The organism is Nocardia exalbida NBRC 100660 (genome assembly GCF_000308575.1).
In the GTDB taxonomy this organism is placed as follows: Bacteria; Actinomycetota; Actinomycetes; order Mycobacteriales; family Mycobacteriaceae; genus Nocardia; species Nocardia exalbida.
Genome location: NZ_BAFZ01000119.1, coordinates 77,836 through 92,774 on the forward strand (window position 1 = coordinate 77,836; position 14,939 = coordinate 92,774).

Annotated in this window: 17 protein-coding genes; 8 read left to right on the plus strand and 9 right to left on the minus strand. The window is 69.4% G+C overall.

Translation table 11 applies throughout. From position 1 onward, the window contains the following. Window positions 1–101 precede the first annotated feature (101 nt). Complete coding sequence (locus tag ON29_RS26970) at window positions 102–395, minus strand: hypothetical protein (RefSeq protein ID WP_040870612.1); 294 nt, start codon at window positions 393–395, stop codon at window positions 102–104. Window positions 396–584: 189 nt separating this feature from the next. On the opposite strand from ON29_RS26970, the gene ON29_RS26975 reads away from it, so the two are divergent. Together ON29_RS26975 and ON29_RS26980 are read left to right on the plus strand one after the other, a co-directional pair. Beyond that, window positions 585–2,642, plus strand: coding sequence for an NAD(+) synthase (locus ON29_RS26975; protein WP_083864090.1), 2,058 nt, complete (start codon window positions 585–587; stop codon window positions 2,640–2,642). A gap of 59 nt (window positions 2,643–2,701) precedes the next feature. Continuing rightward, window positions 2,702–3,376, plus strand: a complete 675-nt coding sequence (locus ON29_RS26980) for a suppressor of fused domain protein (RefSeq protein ID WP_040870613.1) — start codon at window positions 2,702–2,704, stop codon at window positions 3,374–3,376. Here ON29_RS26980 and ON29_RS26985 read toward each other — a convergent pair whose 3' ends face one another. From ON29_RS26985 to ON29_RS27015, 7 genes are all read right to left on the minus strand, one after another. Then, entirely contained in the window at window positions 3,377–3,610 is a 234-nt protein-coding gene (locus ON29_RS26985; RefSeq protein ID WP_040870614.1) for a hypothetical protein, read from the minus strand. 5 nt (window positions 3,611–3,615) lie between these two features. Beyond that, complete coding sequence (locus tag ON29_RS26990; protein WP_040870616.1) at window positions 3,616–4,341, minus strand: Clp protease N-terminal domain-containing protein; 726 nt, start codon at window positions 4,339–4,341, stop codon at window positions 3,616–3,618. Window positions 4,342–4,396: 55 nt separating this feature from the next. Beyond that, the gene (locus ON29_RS26995) at window positions 4,397–5,485 is read right to left on the minus strand and encodes an NAD(P)/FAD-dependent oxidoreductase (protein WP_040870618.1); all 1,089 of its coding nucleotides are present in this window, start codon (window positions 5,483–5,485) and stop codon (window positions 4,397–4,399) included. 81 nt (window positions 5,486–5,566) lie between these two features. After that, entirely contained in the window at window positions 5,567–6,463 is an 897-nt protein-coding gene (locus ON29_RS27000) for an RNA polymerase sigma-70 factor (protein WP_040870619.1), read from the minus strand. Between the two features lie 142 nt (window positions 6,464–6,605). After that, window positions 6,606–7,529 (minus strand): CDP-alcohol phosphatidyltransferase family protein, encoded by a 924-nt coding sequence (locus tag ON29_RS27005; protein WP_040870620.1) that lies wholly within the window; start codon window positions 7,527–7,529, stop codon window positions 6,606–6,608. Further along, complete coding sequence (locus tag ON29_RS27010; RefSeq protein ID WP_040870621.1) at window positions 7,529–8,257, minus strand: phosphatidylserine decarboxylase; 729 nt, start codon at window positions 8,255–8,257, stop codon at window positions 7,529–7,531. Before ON29_RS27010 ends, ON29_RS27005 begins: the two co-directional genes overlap by 1 nt. A gap of 101 nt (window positions 8,258–8,358) precedes the next feature. Beyond that, window positions 8,359–8,631 (minus strand): GlsB/YeaQ/YmgE family stress response membrane protein, encoded by a 273-nt coding sequence (locus tag ON29_RS27015; RefSeq protein WP_040870622.1) that lies wholly within the window; start codon window positions 8,629–8,631, stop codon window positions 8,359–8,361. Window positions 8,632–8,852: 221 nt separating this feature from the next. On the opposite strand from ON29_RS27015, the gene ON29_RS27020 reads away from it, so the two are divergent. Beyond that, window positions 8,853–9,881, plus strand: a complete 1,029-nt coding sequence (locus ON29_RS27020; RefSeq protein ID WP_040870624.1) for a beta-ketoacyl-ACP synthase III — start codon at window positions 8,853–8,855, stop codon at window positions 9,879–9,881. Window positions 9,882–9,964: 83 nt separating this feature from the next. Here ON29_RS27020 and ON29_RS27025 read toward each other — a convergent pair whose 3' ends face one another. Further along, window positions 9,965–10,420, minus strand: coding sequence for an SRPBCC family protein (locus ON29_RS27025; protein ID WP_040870871.1), 456 nt, complete (start codon window positions 10,418–10,420; stop codon window positions 9,965–9,967). A gap of 209 nt (window positions 10,421–10,629) precedes the next feature. On the opposite strand from ON29_RS27025, the gene ON29_RS27030 reads away from it, so the two are divergent. The 5 genes from ON29_RS27030 to ON29_RS27050 all read left to right on the plus strand — a co-directional run bounded on the left by ON29_RS27030 (window position 10,630) and on the right by ON29_RS27050 (window position 14,919). Then, window positions 10,630–10,827, plus strand: a complete 198-nt coding sequence (locus ON29_RS27030) for a hypothetical protein (protein WP_040870625.1) — start codon at window positions 10,630–10,632, stop codon at window positions 10,825–10,827. Window positions 10,828–10,880: 53 nt separating this feature from the next. Further along, window positions 10,881–12,548 (plus strand): NAD(P)/FAD-dependent oxidoreductase, encoded by a 1,668-nt coding sequence (locus ON29_RS27035; protein ID WP_040870626.1) that lies wholly within the window; start codon window positions 10,881–10,883, stop codon window positions 12,546–12,548. Between the two features lie 14 nt (window positions 12,549–12,562). Further along, a complete protein-coding gene (locus ON29_RS27040) occupies window positions 12,563–14,056 on the plus strand; it encodes an ATP-binding protein (protein WP_040870627.1) in 1,494 nt (497 codons plus the stop codon). Next, window positions 14,053–14,406 carry a UBP-type zinc finger domain-containing protein gene (locus tag ON29_RS27045; protein ID WP_040870628.1) on the plus strand — a complete coding sequence of 118 codons (354 nt, stop codon included), beginning with the start codon at window positions 14,053–14,055 and terminating at the stop codon, window positions 14,404–14,406. The genes ON29_RS27040 and ON29_RS27045 overlap by 4 nt, the downstream gene beginning before the upstream one ends. 72 nt (window positions 14,407–14,478) lie before the next feature. Further along, the gene (locus tag ON29_RS27050; RefSeq protein WP_040870630.1) at window positions 14,479–14,919 is read left to right on the plus strand and encodes a hypothetical protein; all 441 of its coding nucleotides are present in this window, start codon (window positions 14,479–14,481) and stop codon (window positions 14,917–14,919) included. Window positions 14,920–14,939: the final 20 nt, after the last annotated feature.

A 14,939-nucleotide genomic window follows, 5' to 3' on the forward strand; every position in this document is an offset into this window, starting at 1 on the left:
TACGGAACCCGGTCTCACCGTCCCGACCTGGCACTCACCGATAGGGAGTGCCAAAAGCATTTTTAGCACTCTAGGGTGGCGAGTGCAAGGTCCGCGCCGGGCTAGCGCCGGTCGTCCACGCGAAAGACCAGCGCGACGAACGCGTCGGTGCGCCGTTCCTCCGGCGTGCGGGGCTCTCCGCCCTCGACGGTGACGAGCTCGGCATCGTGCAGCAGCAACTCCGCCTCCACCCGCATGATGGCGCGAATGAACGGCGGGGCGACGTCCGGCGGAAGGTCGCCGTTCAGCACATAGCTGCCGTCCGGTTGAGACTCGGTGGACACATACGAAAGCGCGCGCAGCAGATCTGCGCGCCGTTCCCCCGCTATTAGGTCGGAATCCGTTTCATCCGCCATTGCTATAGCTTAGCCGCCGACGGTTCACATCTCCGGCCGGACGATTCGCGCCTCCCGCCCCTGTCGGCAGAAGCGCAGGTCACGAGGCCGCTGCCGGGTCATCCGCAGACTCGCCGCCGCGCCCGCTCGCCCGCGGCGGCGTAGATTCCGAGGGGATCATGATCGACCTCATCCCGGAAGGGGACGCGGGTGACCGACCTGCCGTTCGATTCGCTGTACCGGCACGGCTTCGCGCGGGTGGCGGTCGCGGTCCCACGGGTACGGGTGGCCGACCCGGCCTACAACGTCGAGCAGACCGTGGAGCTGGCCGCACGGGCCGCGGCGGCCGGTGCCGTGCTGACGGTGTTCCCCGAGCTGGGACTCTCCTCGTACACCGCCGACGACCTGTTCCACCAGGACGCGCTGGACGGCGCGGTCGAGGCGGCGCTGGCCCGGCTCGTCGCGGCGAGCACGGATATCGACACGGTGCTCGTGGTGGGCGCCCCGGTGCGCGCGCACCACCGGTTGTTCAACTGCGCGATCGCGATCTGCCGTGGCATCGTGCTCGGCGTCGCACCGAAGAGCTACCTGCCGAACTATCGGGAGTTCTACGAGAAACGCCAGTTCGCGGCGGCGCGGGAGGTGCTGGAGGATCACGTCACCGTCGCCGGGCACCGGGCGCCGTTCGGCTCCGATCTGCTGTTCCGGGCGAGCAATCTGGACGACTTCGTCTTCCACCTGGAGATCTGCGAGGACGGGTGGGTTCCGTTGCCGCCCAGCGGCTTCGCCGCGCTGGCCGGGGCGACCGTGCTGATCAACCTGTCCGCGAGCAATATCGTGATCGGCAAGGCGGACTACCGGCGATCGCTGTGCACCTCGCATTCGGCGCGCTATCTCGCGGCGTATCTGTACTCCGCCGCAGGGACCGGGGAGTCGACGACCGATCTCGCCTGGGACGGGCAGGCGCTGATCTGCGAGAACGGCGATCTGCTCGCGGAGGGCGAGCGGTTCTGCGATCATCCCCAGCTGGTCACCGCCGACCTGGACCTGCGCCGCCTCGCCGCGGATCGTCTGCGCACCACCAGCTTCGCCGACAACGTGCACGACCACCGCGACCGGCTGGCCGCGCTGCGACGCATCGACGTGCGGCTGCCGATCCCCGAGGACCCGGTCGCGCTGGAGCGTGAGATCGAGCGCTTCCCCTACGTTCCCGCCGACCCGGCACTGCGCAACGAGCGCTGCGCCGAGGTGCACCACATCCAGGTCGAGGGCCTGAGCACGCGGTTGCGCGCGACCGGCACGCAACGCGTGGTGATCGGGGTGTCCGGCGGCTTGGACTCCACCCAGGCGCTGATCGTCGCGGCCAAGACGATGGACCGGCTCGGCCTGCCGCGGGCGAATGTGCTGGCCTACACCATGCCCGGCTTCGCGACCAGTACCAGGACCAAGACCGACGCGCACCGGCTGATGGCCGCCCTCGGCGTCACGGCGCGCGAGATCGACATCCGCCCCTCGGCCACGCAGATGCTGCGCGACCTCGGCCACCCGGCCGCCGACGGCGCGCCGCAGTACGACATCACCTACGAGAACGTGCAGGCCGGTGAGCGGACCTCGCACCTGTTCCGGCTGGCCAATATGCACGGCGCGCTGGTGGTGGGCACCGGCGACCTCAGCGAACTGGCGCTGGGCTGGTGCACATTCGGCGTCGGGGACCATATGGCGCACTACAGCGTCAACGCGTCGGTGCCCAAGACGCTGATCAAATACCTGATCGCCTGGGCGGTGGACACCGAGCAGCTCGGCGGGGAAGCGGGCGAGGTGCTTTCGTCGATCCTGCGCACCGAGATCTCCCCCGAGCTGATCCCGAACGCCGATTCCTCCGCGCCGGGCCAGAGCTCGGAGGCCACCGTCGGCCCGTACGAATTGCAGGACTTCCACCTCTATTACCTGTTGCGATTCGGCTATCGCCCCAGCCGCGTGGCCTATCTGGCCAGGCACGCCTGGTCCGATGCCGCCACCGGCCGCTGGCCCGACCTCGTCCCCGCCGATCAGCGCAACGCCTACGACCTCGCCACGATCAAGCACTGGCTGGGTGAGTTCCTGCTGCGCTTCGTGCAGACCAGCCAGTTCAAGCGCTCGACGCTGCCGAACGCGCCGAAGGTCGGCTCGGGCGGTTCGCTCTCGCCGCGCGGCGACTGGCGCGCGCCCAGCGACGCGTCCGCGACGGCCTGGCTCGAGGAGCTCGCCCGCAACGTGCCGGATGCCTGAGGCGTCGCAGCGCTCGACACCCCGACTACCGCCGGATGCGCCCTGCCTATGGTGGCTGCGTGAGTGAACGACCCGGCTGGGATGCGATCGATGATGCGTTGCGGCCGCTGTATGGCGATATCGAGCCCTTCCACTGGGCATCCGACCACCCGTGGTCTCGCGGCGGGTCCGACCCGCTCGACGGGATCAGCGCGTACTCCCGCGCCGACCCCGTGCCGCACTGGCATTACATCAGCTACGGGATGACCGAGCTGCACGAGAAGGAGTGGGACGACCCGGCGGAGTCCGGCTGGGGCTTCGAATTCACCTTCCGGCTGGCGCGCGGGCCCGAGGACACCGAACCGCCCGCGTGGCCTGCGAATTTCATGCAGAACCTGGCCCATTACGTCTTCCAGTCCGGCAAGTGGTTCGAACCGGGACACACCATCAAAACGAACGGGCCGATCGCGGCCGACCACCCCGACTGCACCTGTCACGCCGTCTGTTTCACGACCGATCCCGAACTGGGCGCCGTCGAAAGCCCGGACGGCCGCGTGCGATTCCTGCAGATCGTCGGGCTGACCATGCCGGAATACCGTGCGGCACAAGGGGGACGCGCACTGCCCCTGCTCGCCGAGCTGGCACCGCGACTACCCCTCTACGTCACCGACATCTACCGTGCGCCGCTGGTCGCCGAGCCGAAACCGCAGGCCCGCTGGCCACGGTGGGGTGGCGGCCTGGCCGGGCGCGGGTGATCAGGCCGCTCGGGTCGTGTGGTGTTCGACCGGAGCGGCCCGGCGTGGCCCCCGGATACCGGCTCTCCGGGTGCGCAGCGCCCGACGATGACGCGCCCGCGCGGCACGCGCGCCACGCACCCCGTTGACGACGTTGCGGATGCCGTGCCGGGCCGATCGCCAGGCCACCCCGATCACCAGCGAGGACACCGCGAGGGCGAGTGCGATCCGCGCACGGAACTTCCCACCGCCCACGCGGATCAGGATTTCTCGGAGCTGATGGACGCGAGCAGTTCGCCCAGATGCGTTTCGGCCTTCGCCTTGTCGACGCCGAGATCGCTGAGCAGACCGGCGCCGTTCTCCTGCTCGAGCAGGGCGAGCAGGATGTGCTCGGTGCCGACGTAGTTGTGCCCCAGCCGGAGTGCCTCCCGGAAGGTGAGTTCGAGGACCTTCTTGGCCTCCGCGCCGAACGGCACGAGCGCCGGGACCTCCCCCTCACCCGGCGGCAGGGACGCGGAGGCGGCGGCGGAGATCACGTCGACGGCGACGCCTTGGTGGACGAGTTCGTGCACCGCGAGGCCCTGTGGTTCGGTGAGCAGCCCCAGCACCACGTGCCCGACCGAGATCTCGCTGTTGCCCGCCGCGCGCGCCGCCTCCTGCGCTGCCATGACGACCGCCCGTGCTCGCTGGGTGAAGCGCGCGAAGCCCGTGTTCGGGTCCATGGCCGCCGCGGCGGCCGGCTCGGGCACCTTGGGCACGAACCGCTTCTGGGCGGCCTGCTTGGTGACGCCCATGCTGGCGCCGATGTCGGTCCACGAGGCGCCGGAGCGCCGGGCCTGGTCCACGAAGTGGCCGATCAGGTGGTCGGCCACTTCGTCGAGGTGATTCGCCACGACGACGGCATCGGACAATTGCTCGAGCACGTTGTCGGGACGGGCTTTCTTGATGCCGTCGATCAGGTCGTCGAGGCGGAATTGTGAGGTCATACGTCAACCATAAGTTGACGATGCCCTATCGTCAACCGTTAGTTGACGATTGGATTCAGGGTCGCGCCGCGTCGGCCGCGAAGCGCACGATGCGCTCCTTGACCCACGCCGCCGTCCGCCCGGTCAGCACCGTCCGAGCCGGTGCGTCGTCGGCGTGCACGGCCTGCACGACTCCGTCGCCGCGGCCCAGGCTGAGGCAATGGAGCACATAGCGGAACCGGAACTCCTTCGGCTCGCGACCACGCAACCTCGCGACGACGGCATCGGCCGCGTGTTTGCCGGTGGGCAGCGCCGTGGCGCATGCCATGCGCAGATCTCGCCCGCCGGGCCCCGCGATGACGGCGGCGTCACCCGCGGCGAAGATGTCCGGGTGCGACACCGAACGCAGGGTGGCGTCGGTGCGCACCCGGCCGTCGGAATCGACCGCCAGACCGGAGCGAGCGGCCAGGTCGGGCACCCGGAAACCCGTGGTCCACACCGTCGCCGCGGCCTCGACCAGCGAACCGTCGGCCAAGCGTGGCCCCTCGGACGTCACTTCGATCGCCTTGGCGCCGGACACGATCTCGACGCCGAGCCGCTCGAGCGTCCGCCTGATGTGCGCCTGCGCCCGCGCCGAAAGCCAAGCGCCGGGCTCCTCCGACCCGAGCAGCAGCACCCGGGTTCCGGGCCGGGATTCGGCGAGTTCCGCCGCCAGTTCGATGCCGGTCGCTCCGGCCCCGACGATCGCCACCGGCCCGCCGAGGGTGGACAGGTCACGCACATCTTCCTGCGTCGCAATGGAATACGCGTGTTCGGCGACGCCGGGGACGCTCTGGACATCGGCGATGCTGCCGAGGGCGTAGACCAAGGCGTCGTACTCGACCGAGGGCCCCGCGTCGAGCACCACGCGCTTCGCGACCGTGTCGATCTCCGTCGCCAGGGCGCGAACGAAGCGAATATCCTTGCGTTCCAGCGATTCCCGCAGGTCCAACGTGGCGATCCGCTGTCCGGCCGCCCGCTGGTGCAGTCGCACTCGCTCAACGAACGACGCGTGGGCGTCCACCACGGTGATCCGGGCGTCCCCCGCCGTGCGAGCGAGCCTGCGTGCCGCCGCCAGCCCCGCGTACCCGGCGCCGAGGACGACGATCCGATGCTGTCCGGTCATGATGTGGCTCCTTCCGATCGGCCATCACCCTTCAGACCGGACAGCCCCCCGATTGCTGACAGTCCCGCGCCGTGAAGCGCGTCACAGCGTGCCCACCGAGCCACCCGACCCGGCGAAATAAGCCAGCTTGTCCGGGTTGACGATCAACCGCAGGGCCGTGACCAAGCCGTCGGCCGCATCGATCCCCAGCACGACCAGCGGCGCACCATTTACCCGCGCGACGACGGCAGGCGCGCCGTTGACCTCTTCCACGAGCAGCCGCGTCCCCGGCACCTCCCAGCGCAACAAACCCGCCAGGTACCGCGCCACCTGATTCGCGCCGTGTATCGGCCGCCGCGCCGCGGTGATCTTGCCGCCGCCGTCGGCCGTCGCGATCACGTCGGCGGCGAGCATCCGCTCCAGCGAGGCGATGTCACCTTCGCGCGCCGCCTTCAGGAATCGCTCGATCAACTCGCGGGCATGCTCCGGCGGAATGCCGAAGCGGGCCCGGCCTTCTCGCACGCGCTGGACCGCCCGGCGGAAGATCTGTTGCGAGTTCGACTCGGTGACGTCGAGCATGTCGGCGATCTCGCGATGCGCGTACCCGAATGCCTCGCGCAGCACGAAGACGGCGCGCTCGACCGGGGTCAGCCGCTCCAGCGCCGTCAGCAGCGCGAGCGAGACCTGTTCGCGCTCCTCGACGGTCTCCAGCGGGCCGAGTTCGCCGCGCGCGGTCGGCACCGGCTCGGGCAGCCACGGCCCGACGTAGCTCTCCCGCCGCGCCCGCGCCGAAACGAGCCAGGTGCGGCAGAGATTCACCAGCGCGGTGGTCAACCACGCCTCGGGGGAGCGGATACCGGCTCGGTCGACGCCGTCCCAGCGCAGGTAGGTCTCCTGCACCGCGTCCTCGGCCTCACTCGCCGAGCCGAGCATCCGGTAGGCGAGCGCGAACAGGCGCGGCCGATGCAGTTCGAATTCCCGCAATCCGTCGGACTCCATCGCTGTCCCGCCTCTCCGAGTATTCAGGCCGTACCAGTCGGTGCCGCGAGATCCGCGTGCAGGTCCTGCGTTCGGCGCCGCTCGGTCTTCGGGCGTACCCGGCGAGTCACCCATGTGCTCACGAGATCGATTGTCCGTCCGGCTAATCGGCGTCCCGGTGCGGATGACCGTTCTCACGTTGCTTCGCCCCGGGCCGGCGCAGGCGCAGACGCGCCGAGCCGCGGATCGCCGGACGCGGGATGGCCGGACGCCGGATCGCGGGCAGCCTCCGGCTCGCCCGTCGTTGCGCGCGCCGCTCGGCGGGTTTGTGCGTCCACGTCTCAGGACGCGCGGCCACCCAGCGCTGGGAATGCCAGGCGAACGGGATATGTCCCAGGTACAGCACGACCAGCACCAGCAACAGCACGATCGGATAGGTGACCAGCGCCGCCGCGGCGAGCGCGACCAGCACCAGCAGTCCGGCCGCGGCCTGCGGCGCCACCGACACCGATTTCATGGCCAGCGTCGGGATGGTGCTGACCGCCAGTGCGGCGGCGAACACCGTCCACGCGGCGACCTCGTAGAAGCCGACCCACCAACCGTCGCCGAACTGCACGAACAGCGCCACCGGGACCATCGCGATGAGCGCGCCCGCCGGGGCGGGCACACCGACGAAGTACTCCCGCGCCCAGTCCGGCCGGTTGTCCTCGTCCATCAGGGTGTTGAACCGCGCCAGGCGCAGCACGATGCTGACCGCGAACAGCAGTGCGACGATCCATCCCACGCTGTTGCTGCTGAGCAGCGTCACATACAGGACGAGCGCGGGAGCGACGCCGAAGGAGATGGCGTCCGACAGCGAGTCCAGCTCGGCGCCCATCTTCGTGGTGGCGTCGAGCATCCTGGCCAGCCTGCCGTCGAGGGTGTCCAGTACGGCCGCCGCGCCGATCATGGCCAGCGCGATACCGAGTTTGCCGTCCAGGCCGAACTTCACCGCGGACAGCCCGGAGCACAGCGCCAGGATGGTGACGATGCTGGGCAGCAGCCGGATGCTCCGCCGCCTGCGCCGCTGGGTTACCGCCGCTTCCATCACGCGCCGGCGGGTGAGCCGAGCACGGCGAGCACGGTCTCGCCGCCGATAGTGCGCTGGCCGGGCTGCACGAGTAGTTCGGTGCCGGCCGGGAAGTAGGTGTCGACCCGCGAGCCGAAGCGGATCAGGCCGTAGGTGTCCGCGATGGTCAGCACGTCGCCGACCTGAGCGTCGCAGACGATCCGGCGCGCGAGCAGTCCGGCGATCTGCACCACCACGACCTGACTGCCCTCCGGCGTCTCCAGCACCATGCTGTTGCGCTCGTTGACCGAACTCGCCTCGGGCAGGTCCGCGGAACGGAACTGGCCGGGCTGGTGCAGCACCGTGCGCACCACGCCGGAGACCGGCGTGCGCTGCACGTGGACGTCCAGCACGGACAAGAAGATGCTCACCCGCGGCAGCGGCGCGTCACCGAGACCCAGCTCGGCGGGGGGAGCGGCGACGTCGACCAGCGCGATCTCGCCGTCGGCGGGGGCGACCACGACGCCCGGCCGGTTCGGCGGCACGCGATGCGGGTGACGGAAGAAAGTCGCGCAGGCCGCCGCGGCGAACAGACCCGTGCGCCGCACCCATTTGCGTTTGCCGCCGACGACGGCGACCGCGAGGGGTGCGGCGACGAACGGGAGCCCGGCGGGATGCAACGGAGGGATCGCGTTGCGGACCAGGTCGACGACATGGCCGACTCCGGTCGTTTCAGGCGTGCCGGGCGGGGTGGGACGGCGGGCCACAGGCTCCTCTTTCGTGCTCGATGCAAACGGGTCGCGCCCCCTCGACGATAGGACGGCGCAAGCGTTCACACCTTACGGGAAGGAGCCCGCGGCACGCTCGGTCACGACCTGACGCGGGATCCCGTGACCAGTCGCACCAGGAACAGCAGGATGACCGCCCCAGCCAGGCAGGTGAAGAAGCTGAACCAGAGCCCGCCGCCCTCGACGTCGACTCCGAGCAACTTCAGAAGGAACCCACCGAGCAGGCCGCCGACCACGCCGACGACGATATTGAGCAGAATGCCCTGTTGGGCGTCCGTCTTCATGATCTTGCTGGCGATCCATCCGGCAAGACCGCCGATGATGATCCATCCGATAATCCCGAGACCGAGCATGGTGTCCTCGCATCCTAGTTGGGCCACGCCTCGTACAGCGGTGGCGTGCGAGGACGAGATACCCACCGATTGTCGGAATACGCGCGGCAGATGAGCGACTTTCAAGCTAATATGAGGAAGCCTCATGTCTATCCCGCTGATGGGCAGTGGCTGATGAGGGACCGATTTCGATGCTTCGGGGAATCCCCGGCGGCGCCGCCGCAGGTACATAGGAGACGCAGATGGCTGCTCGAATCGCCCAGACCACCGGGGCAGAGCACACGGCGATCCTCGGGCTCGGCGTTTACCGCCCTGCTCGAGTGGTCACCAACGACGAGGTGGCGGGTCCGATCAACTCGAGTGACGAGTGGATCCGGACCAGGTCGGGCATCAAGACCCGGCGGTTCGCCGACGAATCGGAGACCATTCAGAGCATGAGCGTCGCGGCCGCACGCGGCGCGCTGGAATCGTCGGGCATCGCGGTGGACCAAGTCGATTGCGTGATCGTTGCTACGTCGACCCACCTGCTGCTGACGCCGGCCGCCGCCCCGCGCATCGCCACCGAACTCGGCATGAACGGCGCCGCCGCCTTCGACGTCTCGGCAGGCTGCGCCGGCTTCTGCCACTCGATCGCGCTGGCGTCGGACCTGGTGCGCGCAGGCACCGCCGCCCATGTACTGGTGATCGGCGTGGAGAAACTGACGAACACGGTCAATCCGACCGATCGCTCCACCGCCTTCCTCTTCGCCGACGGCGCGGGCGCGGTGATCGTCGGTCCCTCCGACGAGCCGGGCATCGGCCCCACCGTCTGGGGCTCGGACGGCACCCAGCACCACGCCATCCGGCAGGACAAGGACTGGATGGAGTACTTCCACGAGATCGACGAGAAGGGCCTGGACGCGGTGCGGCCCTATCTGGCCATGGAGGGCACCGCGGTGTTCCGGTGGGCCGCCCACTCGCTGGAGAAGGTCTGCCGTGACGCCATCGACCGCGCGGGCCTGTCCCCCGAGGACCTGGACGCGATGATCCCGCACCAGGCCAACGGCCGGATCATCGAGATCATGGCCCGGGTGCTGAAGTTGCCGGAGCACTGCGCGCTGGCCAACGACATCGAGGAGGCGGGCAACACCTCGGCCGCCTCGATTCCGCTGGCCATGGAGGCGCTGCTGCGCAAGGGCGAGTCCAAGCCGGGTGACACCGCGCTGCTCATCGCGTTCGGCGCCGGCCTGTCCTACGCGGCTCAGGTCGTGAACCTGCCCAATTGGAAGTAAGCCGCTCGGGGCGCTCGCCGCGGTTGATACCACGGCGGCGAGCGCCGCGTGACGCGCATTCGGGTGGCCGGGCCGACCCGTGCTCAGGCGCCGGCTTCGACCGCCGTCTTGATCTTGCCCAGCGTCTCGTTCATGCCGCGCACCAGCACTTCCTCGAACGGGGCCTCGCCACCGAGCGCGGCCTCGATCGCCTTGCGGGAGAACCAGGTGGTGCCGTTGGGCACGTCCCGCCGCTCGATCAGCCGCGTGCCGGACTCGGTCGGTTCCAGGGTGTAGCTCCACACCGTCCGGTTCTCGTTGACCCGGAAGGCGAACGCCCGGTTCGGCTCGAACCGCACGATCCGCGAGGTGGTCGGCCAGTACTTCTTGCCGTCACGATTGAAGTTGAGCGTCCAGGCGCCCGCCTTGGGCGAGCCGAGCGTCATCATGCGCACGCACTGCGGGCTGAACTCCGGCATCCGCTTCAGATCGGAGACCACCGCCCATACCCGCTCCGGGGGCGCGGAGATGTCGATGCTGGCTTCGAGGTTTTTCGGCAACGCTGCCTCCGGGGATACGAGCGACGGACCGACGGCCATCCGTCCGACCGCGGCGGGACTGGTCGCGCACATTTTAAACGGATGGGCGGTTGCGTCACATTTCCGCTACTCGCGCCCCCGCCGCTGTAATGAACGGCGCACCATGACAGATACACGAAGCACAGACACTGCCTCCAACATTTCGGCGTACCAACGTGAGGTGATCGGCCGTGAAACTGCGCTCCCTGCTGCATCGGCAACCGGCGGACCGGGTTCCGCTGCTTCCCGCTGTCGAGCCCGAGGACGGGCGGACAGCGCGCGCCGCCTCGGCATTCCCCCGCGGTGTTCGCGCGGCCGCAGGGGAAGAACGCCTGGAGCGTCTGCTCACGCCGAGTGAGCTCGATCTCGTCTTGCGTCATCGGCTCTGAGCCCTGCGCGAACGCCCACGACAGACCGGGCCGAGAGGCTCCATACTCGTCAGGTGACTTCACCCGCTGCTACGAAACCGGCCATCCTGAGCGTCGATGACGACCCGGGGGTTTCCCGGGCGGTCGTCCGCGACCTGCGCCGCCGTTACGGCGCCGATTACCGGATTCTGCGCGCGGAATCGGGGGCCCAGGCGCTCGACGCGCTGCGCGAGATGAAGCTGCGCGGCCAGCCCGTCGCGGTGCTGATCGCCGACTACCGGATGCCCGGCATGGACGGCATCGAATTCTTGGAGCAGGCGATGGACCTGCACCCGTACGCGCGCCGCGTGCTGCTGACCGCCTATGCCGACACCAACGCCGCGATCAACGCGATCAACGTCGTCGACCTGGACCATTACCTGCTCAAGCCGTGGGACCCGCCGGAGGAGAAGCTCTACCCGGTGCTGGACGGCCTGCTGGACGCCTGGCGCAGCAGCGAGCACCGGCCGGTCACCGAGACCAAGGTGATCGGCAATCGCTGGTCGCCGCGATCCTCGCAGGTGCGTGAGTTCCTCGCCCGCAACCAGCTGCCCTACCGGTGGTACCTGGCCGACGAGCCCGAGGGTGCGCGACTGCTGGAAGCGGCGGGGGCCGACCCCGAACGATGTCCGGTGGTGATCACTTCGGCGGGCGAGGCGCTCGTGCAGCCCTCCGACAGCGAACTGGCCCAGAACGTGGGCCTGACCGTCGATCCGGCCGGCGAGTTCTACGACCTGATCGTGGTCGGCGGCGGCCCCGCCGGTCTCGGCGCGGCGGTCTACGGCGCGTCCGAGGGTCTGCGCACCGTGCTCGTCGAGCGGACCGCCACCGGCGGGCAGGCGGGGCAGAGTTCGCGCATCGAGAACTACCTCGGTTTCCCCGACGGCCTGTCCGGCGCGCAGCTGGCCGATCGGGCCCGGCGGCAGGCGGCGAAGTTCGGCGCCGAGGTGATCACGACGCGCGAGGTGGTCGGGCTGGAGGTCAACGGGTCCGCGCGCACCGTGCGGTTCGCCGACGGCGGCAGCCTGTGCGCGCACACCGTGATCATCGCGACCGGTGTCGACTACCGCCGCCACCCCGCCCCGGGCGTCGACGACTTCACCGGGCGCGGCGTCTACTACGGTTCGGCGATGACCGAGGCGTCCGAGTGCGCCGATCACGAGGTCTACATCGTGGGCGGCGCGAACTCCGCGGGCCAGGCGGCGGTGTTCCTGTCCCGCAACGCGCGCACCGTGCACCTGGTGGTCCGGGCGGATTCGCTGGAACAGTCCATGTCGCACTACCTCATCCAGCAGATCGCGCAGATCGCGAACATCGAGGTGCACACCAACACCGAGGTGATCGCCGCCGACGGGGGCGATCACCTGCAACAGATCGTGCTGCGCGACAACAGGACCGGCGCGGAGGAGAAGGCCGACGCGGAGCGGCTGTTCCTGTTCATCGGTGCCGCGCCGCAGACCGATTGGCTCGACGGAGTGATCATCCGCGACAGCGCCGGGTACGTGCTCGCCGGGCCGGACCTGATGGTGGACGGCGCGCGCCCCGCGGGCTGGGAGCTGTCCCGGTCCCCGCATCATCTCGAGACGAGCGTGCCCGGCGTGTTCGTGGCGGGCGACGTGCACGCCGAATCGGCCAAGCGCGTCGCCTCCGCCGTCGGCGAGGGCGCCATGGCCGTCATGCTCGTGCACCGCTATCTCGCGTAACCAGGAGGCCGCAGATGACTTCGAACCCGAGCGCGGACCGCAGCAGCCGGTCGGTGTGCGACCCCGCCGAGCTGCGCGGTTTGTTCCTGTTCGAGAAGCTCACCGACGAACAGCTGGAATGGCTGTGCGCCGACGGGCGGATCGAGACCATCGAGCCGGGCGTCGTCTTCCGCGAGGGCGATCCGGCGACCTGCTTCTACGTACTGATGGACGGCGAGGTGGTGCTCACCAAGCAGTCCGGCGGCGCGGAGATCGAACTGGTCCGCACCGAGCACCGCGGCTCCTACGCGGGCGCCTGGATGTCCTACATCGGCGACAAGGTCGAGCAGACCTACACCGGGACGATGCAGGTGACGCGGCCCTCGCGGTTCTACGTGCTGGACGCCGAGGTCTTCGCCCGGATGATGCGCGAGTGGTTCCCGATGGCCGTGCACCTGCTGGAGGGCGTGTTCTTCGGCAATCGCAACACCAACGCCCGCATCGGTGAGCGGGAACGGCTACTGGCGCTCGGTTCGCTGTCGGCGGGCCTCACCCACGAGCTGAACAACCCGGCCGCCGCCGCGGTGCGCGCCACCTCGGGCCTGCGTGAGCGGGTCGCGGGCATGCGGCACAAGCTGGCGATGATGGCGGACGGCAAGTTCGACCCGGCGTCGCTGGGGGCCTTGGTGCGCCTGCAGGAGGAGGCGGCGGCCCAGGTCGCGAAGGCGCCGGAGCTGACGCCGATGGAGGCCGCCGACCGCGAGGACATGCTCGGCGAATGGCTCGAGGAGCACGGGATCATCGACGGCTGGAACCTCGCGCCGAACTTCGTGCAGGCCGGATTCGACACCGACTGGCTCGAGCGGGTGGCCGCCACCCTGGATGGCGCTCCGGAGCAGGTGTTCCAAGGCGCGATCCGCTGGCTGAACTACACCATCGAGACCGAGCTGCTGATGAACGAGATCGCCGACTCGACGACGCGGATCTCCTCGCTGGTCGGCGCCGCGAAGCAGTACTCGCAGATGGACCGTGCGCCGTTCCAGGTGGTCGACATCCACGACCTGCTGGACAGCACGCTGGTGATGCTCAGCCGCAAGATCGGCGACGGCGTGCGCGTGGTCAAGGAATACGACCGCACCCTGCCGCAGGTGCCGTGCTACGCGGCCGAGCTCAACCAGGTGTGGACCAACCTGATCGACAACGCGGTGTACGCCATGAACGGCGCCGGTACGCTGACCATCCGCACCAGGCACGAGAACGACTGCGCGGTCGTGGAGATCGGCGACACCGGGCCCGGCATCGCGCCGGAGGCCCGCAACCGGATCTTCGAACCGTTCTTCACCACCAAGCCGATGGGTGAGGGCACCGGCCTCGGGCTGGACATCTCGTTCCGCATCGTGGTCAACAAGCACAACGGCGACATCCGGGTGGACTCCGAGCCGGGCGACACCAGGTTCACCGTCTGGCTGCCGCTGCACCGCCCCGAACAAGAGCCTGTCACCGCAACCGATACGGAAGGGCAGTCATGACCGAGCAATTCGCAGGCATCGACCCCGCGGTACCACCCAGCGGCCCTGGTTGCCTGGAGTGCGAGCAGACCTCCGGCTGGTGGGTGCATCTGCGCCGCTGCGCGCAGTGCGGGCACGTCGGGTGCTGCGATACCTCTCCCGCGCAGCACGCCTCAGCGCACGCCGAGAGCACCGGCCATCCGTTCATCCAGAGTTTCGAACCGGGCGAGGAGTGGTTCTACAACTTCGAGACCGAAGAGATGTACAGCGGCGGACCGGAATTGGCGCCACCGCGTAGTCATCCCGCGGATCAGGGCGTGCCTGGCCCGCGCGAACGGGTTCCCGCGGATTGGCAGGCACACATCCACTGACCCGGCCGCAACCGGTACGCTGCTGCGAACGCCGGGGCCTCCGGCACCACGATCCACCCGGGAAAGCACGGTATGAAACGAACTTCCGCCATCGTCCTGATCGCCGGGACGGTGGGTTTCCTGCTGGCAGGCTGCGGCGGAGGGGACGAGTCCGCCGACGCGAACGGATTGCGCAAGGGCGCCGCGAGCACGAGCACGTCCACCTCGGTCGCGCACACCACGACCGCTCCCGGCACCGCGACGCCGAGTTCCCCGTCGGACACCGACGCCCCGGTCACGACCAAGCAGCGCGACTCCTCCCTCGGTCCCGCGTCGAGCACGACTTGCGGCGAGTTCCGCAAGCTCGACACCGACCAGGAGAAAGCGCTGATCGAGCAGATCCTCGCGGAGAACCCCGGCGGCCCGTTCGACGGCAGCCCGAACGTCGCGCTGGGCACCGCCAAGCTGGTCTGCCTGGCGCCGAGCGTTGCCGACACCTCGGTCGCGGTCGCGGCCGGAATCGTGAAGAAGTAGCCGTCCGCGTATTCCGGGAC

Excerpts from the sequence above, each read along its gene's own strand:
- ON29_RS26970 (WP_040870612.1), bottom strand. The coding sequence starts at position 395 with ATGGCGGATGAAACGGATTCCGACCTAATAGCGGGGGAACGGCGCGCA.
- ON29_RS26990 (WP_040870616.1), bottom strand. The coding sequence starts at position 4,341 with ATGACCTCACAATTCCGCCTCGACGACCTGATCGACGGCATCAAGAAA.
- ON29_RS26995 (WP_040870618.1), bottom strand. The coding sequence starts at position 5,485 with ATGACCGGACAGCATCGGATCGTCGTCCTCGGCGCCGGGTACGCGGGG.
- ON29_RS27000 (WP_040870619.1), bottom strand. The coding sequence starts at position 6,463 with ATGGAGTCCGACGGATTGCGGGAATTCGAACTGCATCGGCCGCGCCTG.
- ON29_RS27005 (WP_040870620.1), bottom strand. The coding sequence starts at position 7,529 with ATGGAAGCGGCGGTAACCCAGCGGCGCAGGCGGCGGAGCATCCGGCTG.
- ON29_RS27015 (WP_040870622.1), bottom strand. The coding sequence starts at position 8,631 with ATGCTCGGTCTCGGGATTATCGGATGGATCATCATCGGCGGTCTTGCC.
- ON29_RS27020 (WP_040870624.1), top strand. The coding sequence starts at position 8,853 with ATGGCTGCTCGAATCGCCCAGACCACCGGGGCAGAGCACACGGCGATC.
- ON29_RS27040 (WP_040870627.1), top strand. The coding sequence starts at position 12,563 with ATGACTTCGAACCCGAGCGCGGACCGCAGCAGCCGGTCGGTGTGCGAC.
- ON29_RS27045 (WP_040870628.1), top strand. The coding sequence starts at position 14,053 with ATGACCGAGCAATTCGCAGGCATCGACCCCGCGGTACCACCCAGCGGC.
- ON29_RS27050 (WP_040870630.1), top strand. The coding sequence starts at position 14,479 with ATGAAACGAACTTCCGCCATCGTCCTGATCGCCGGGACGGTGGGTTTC.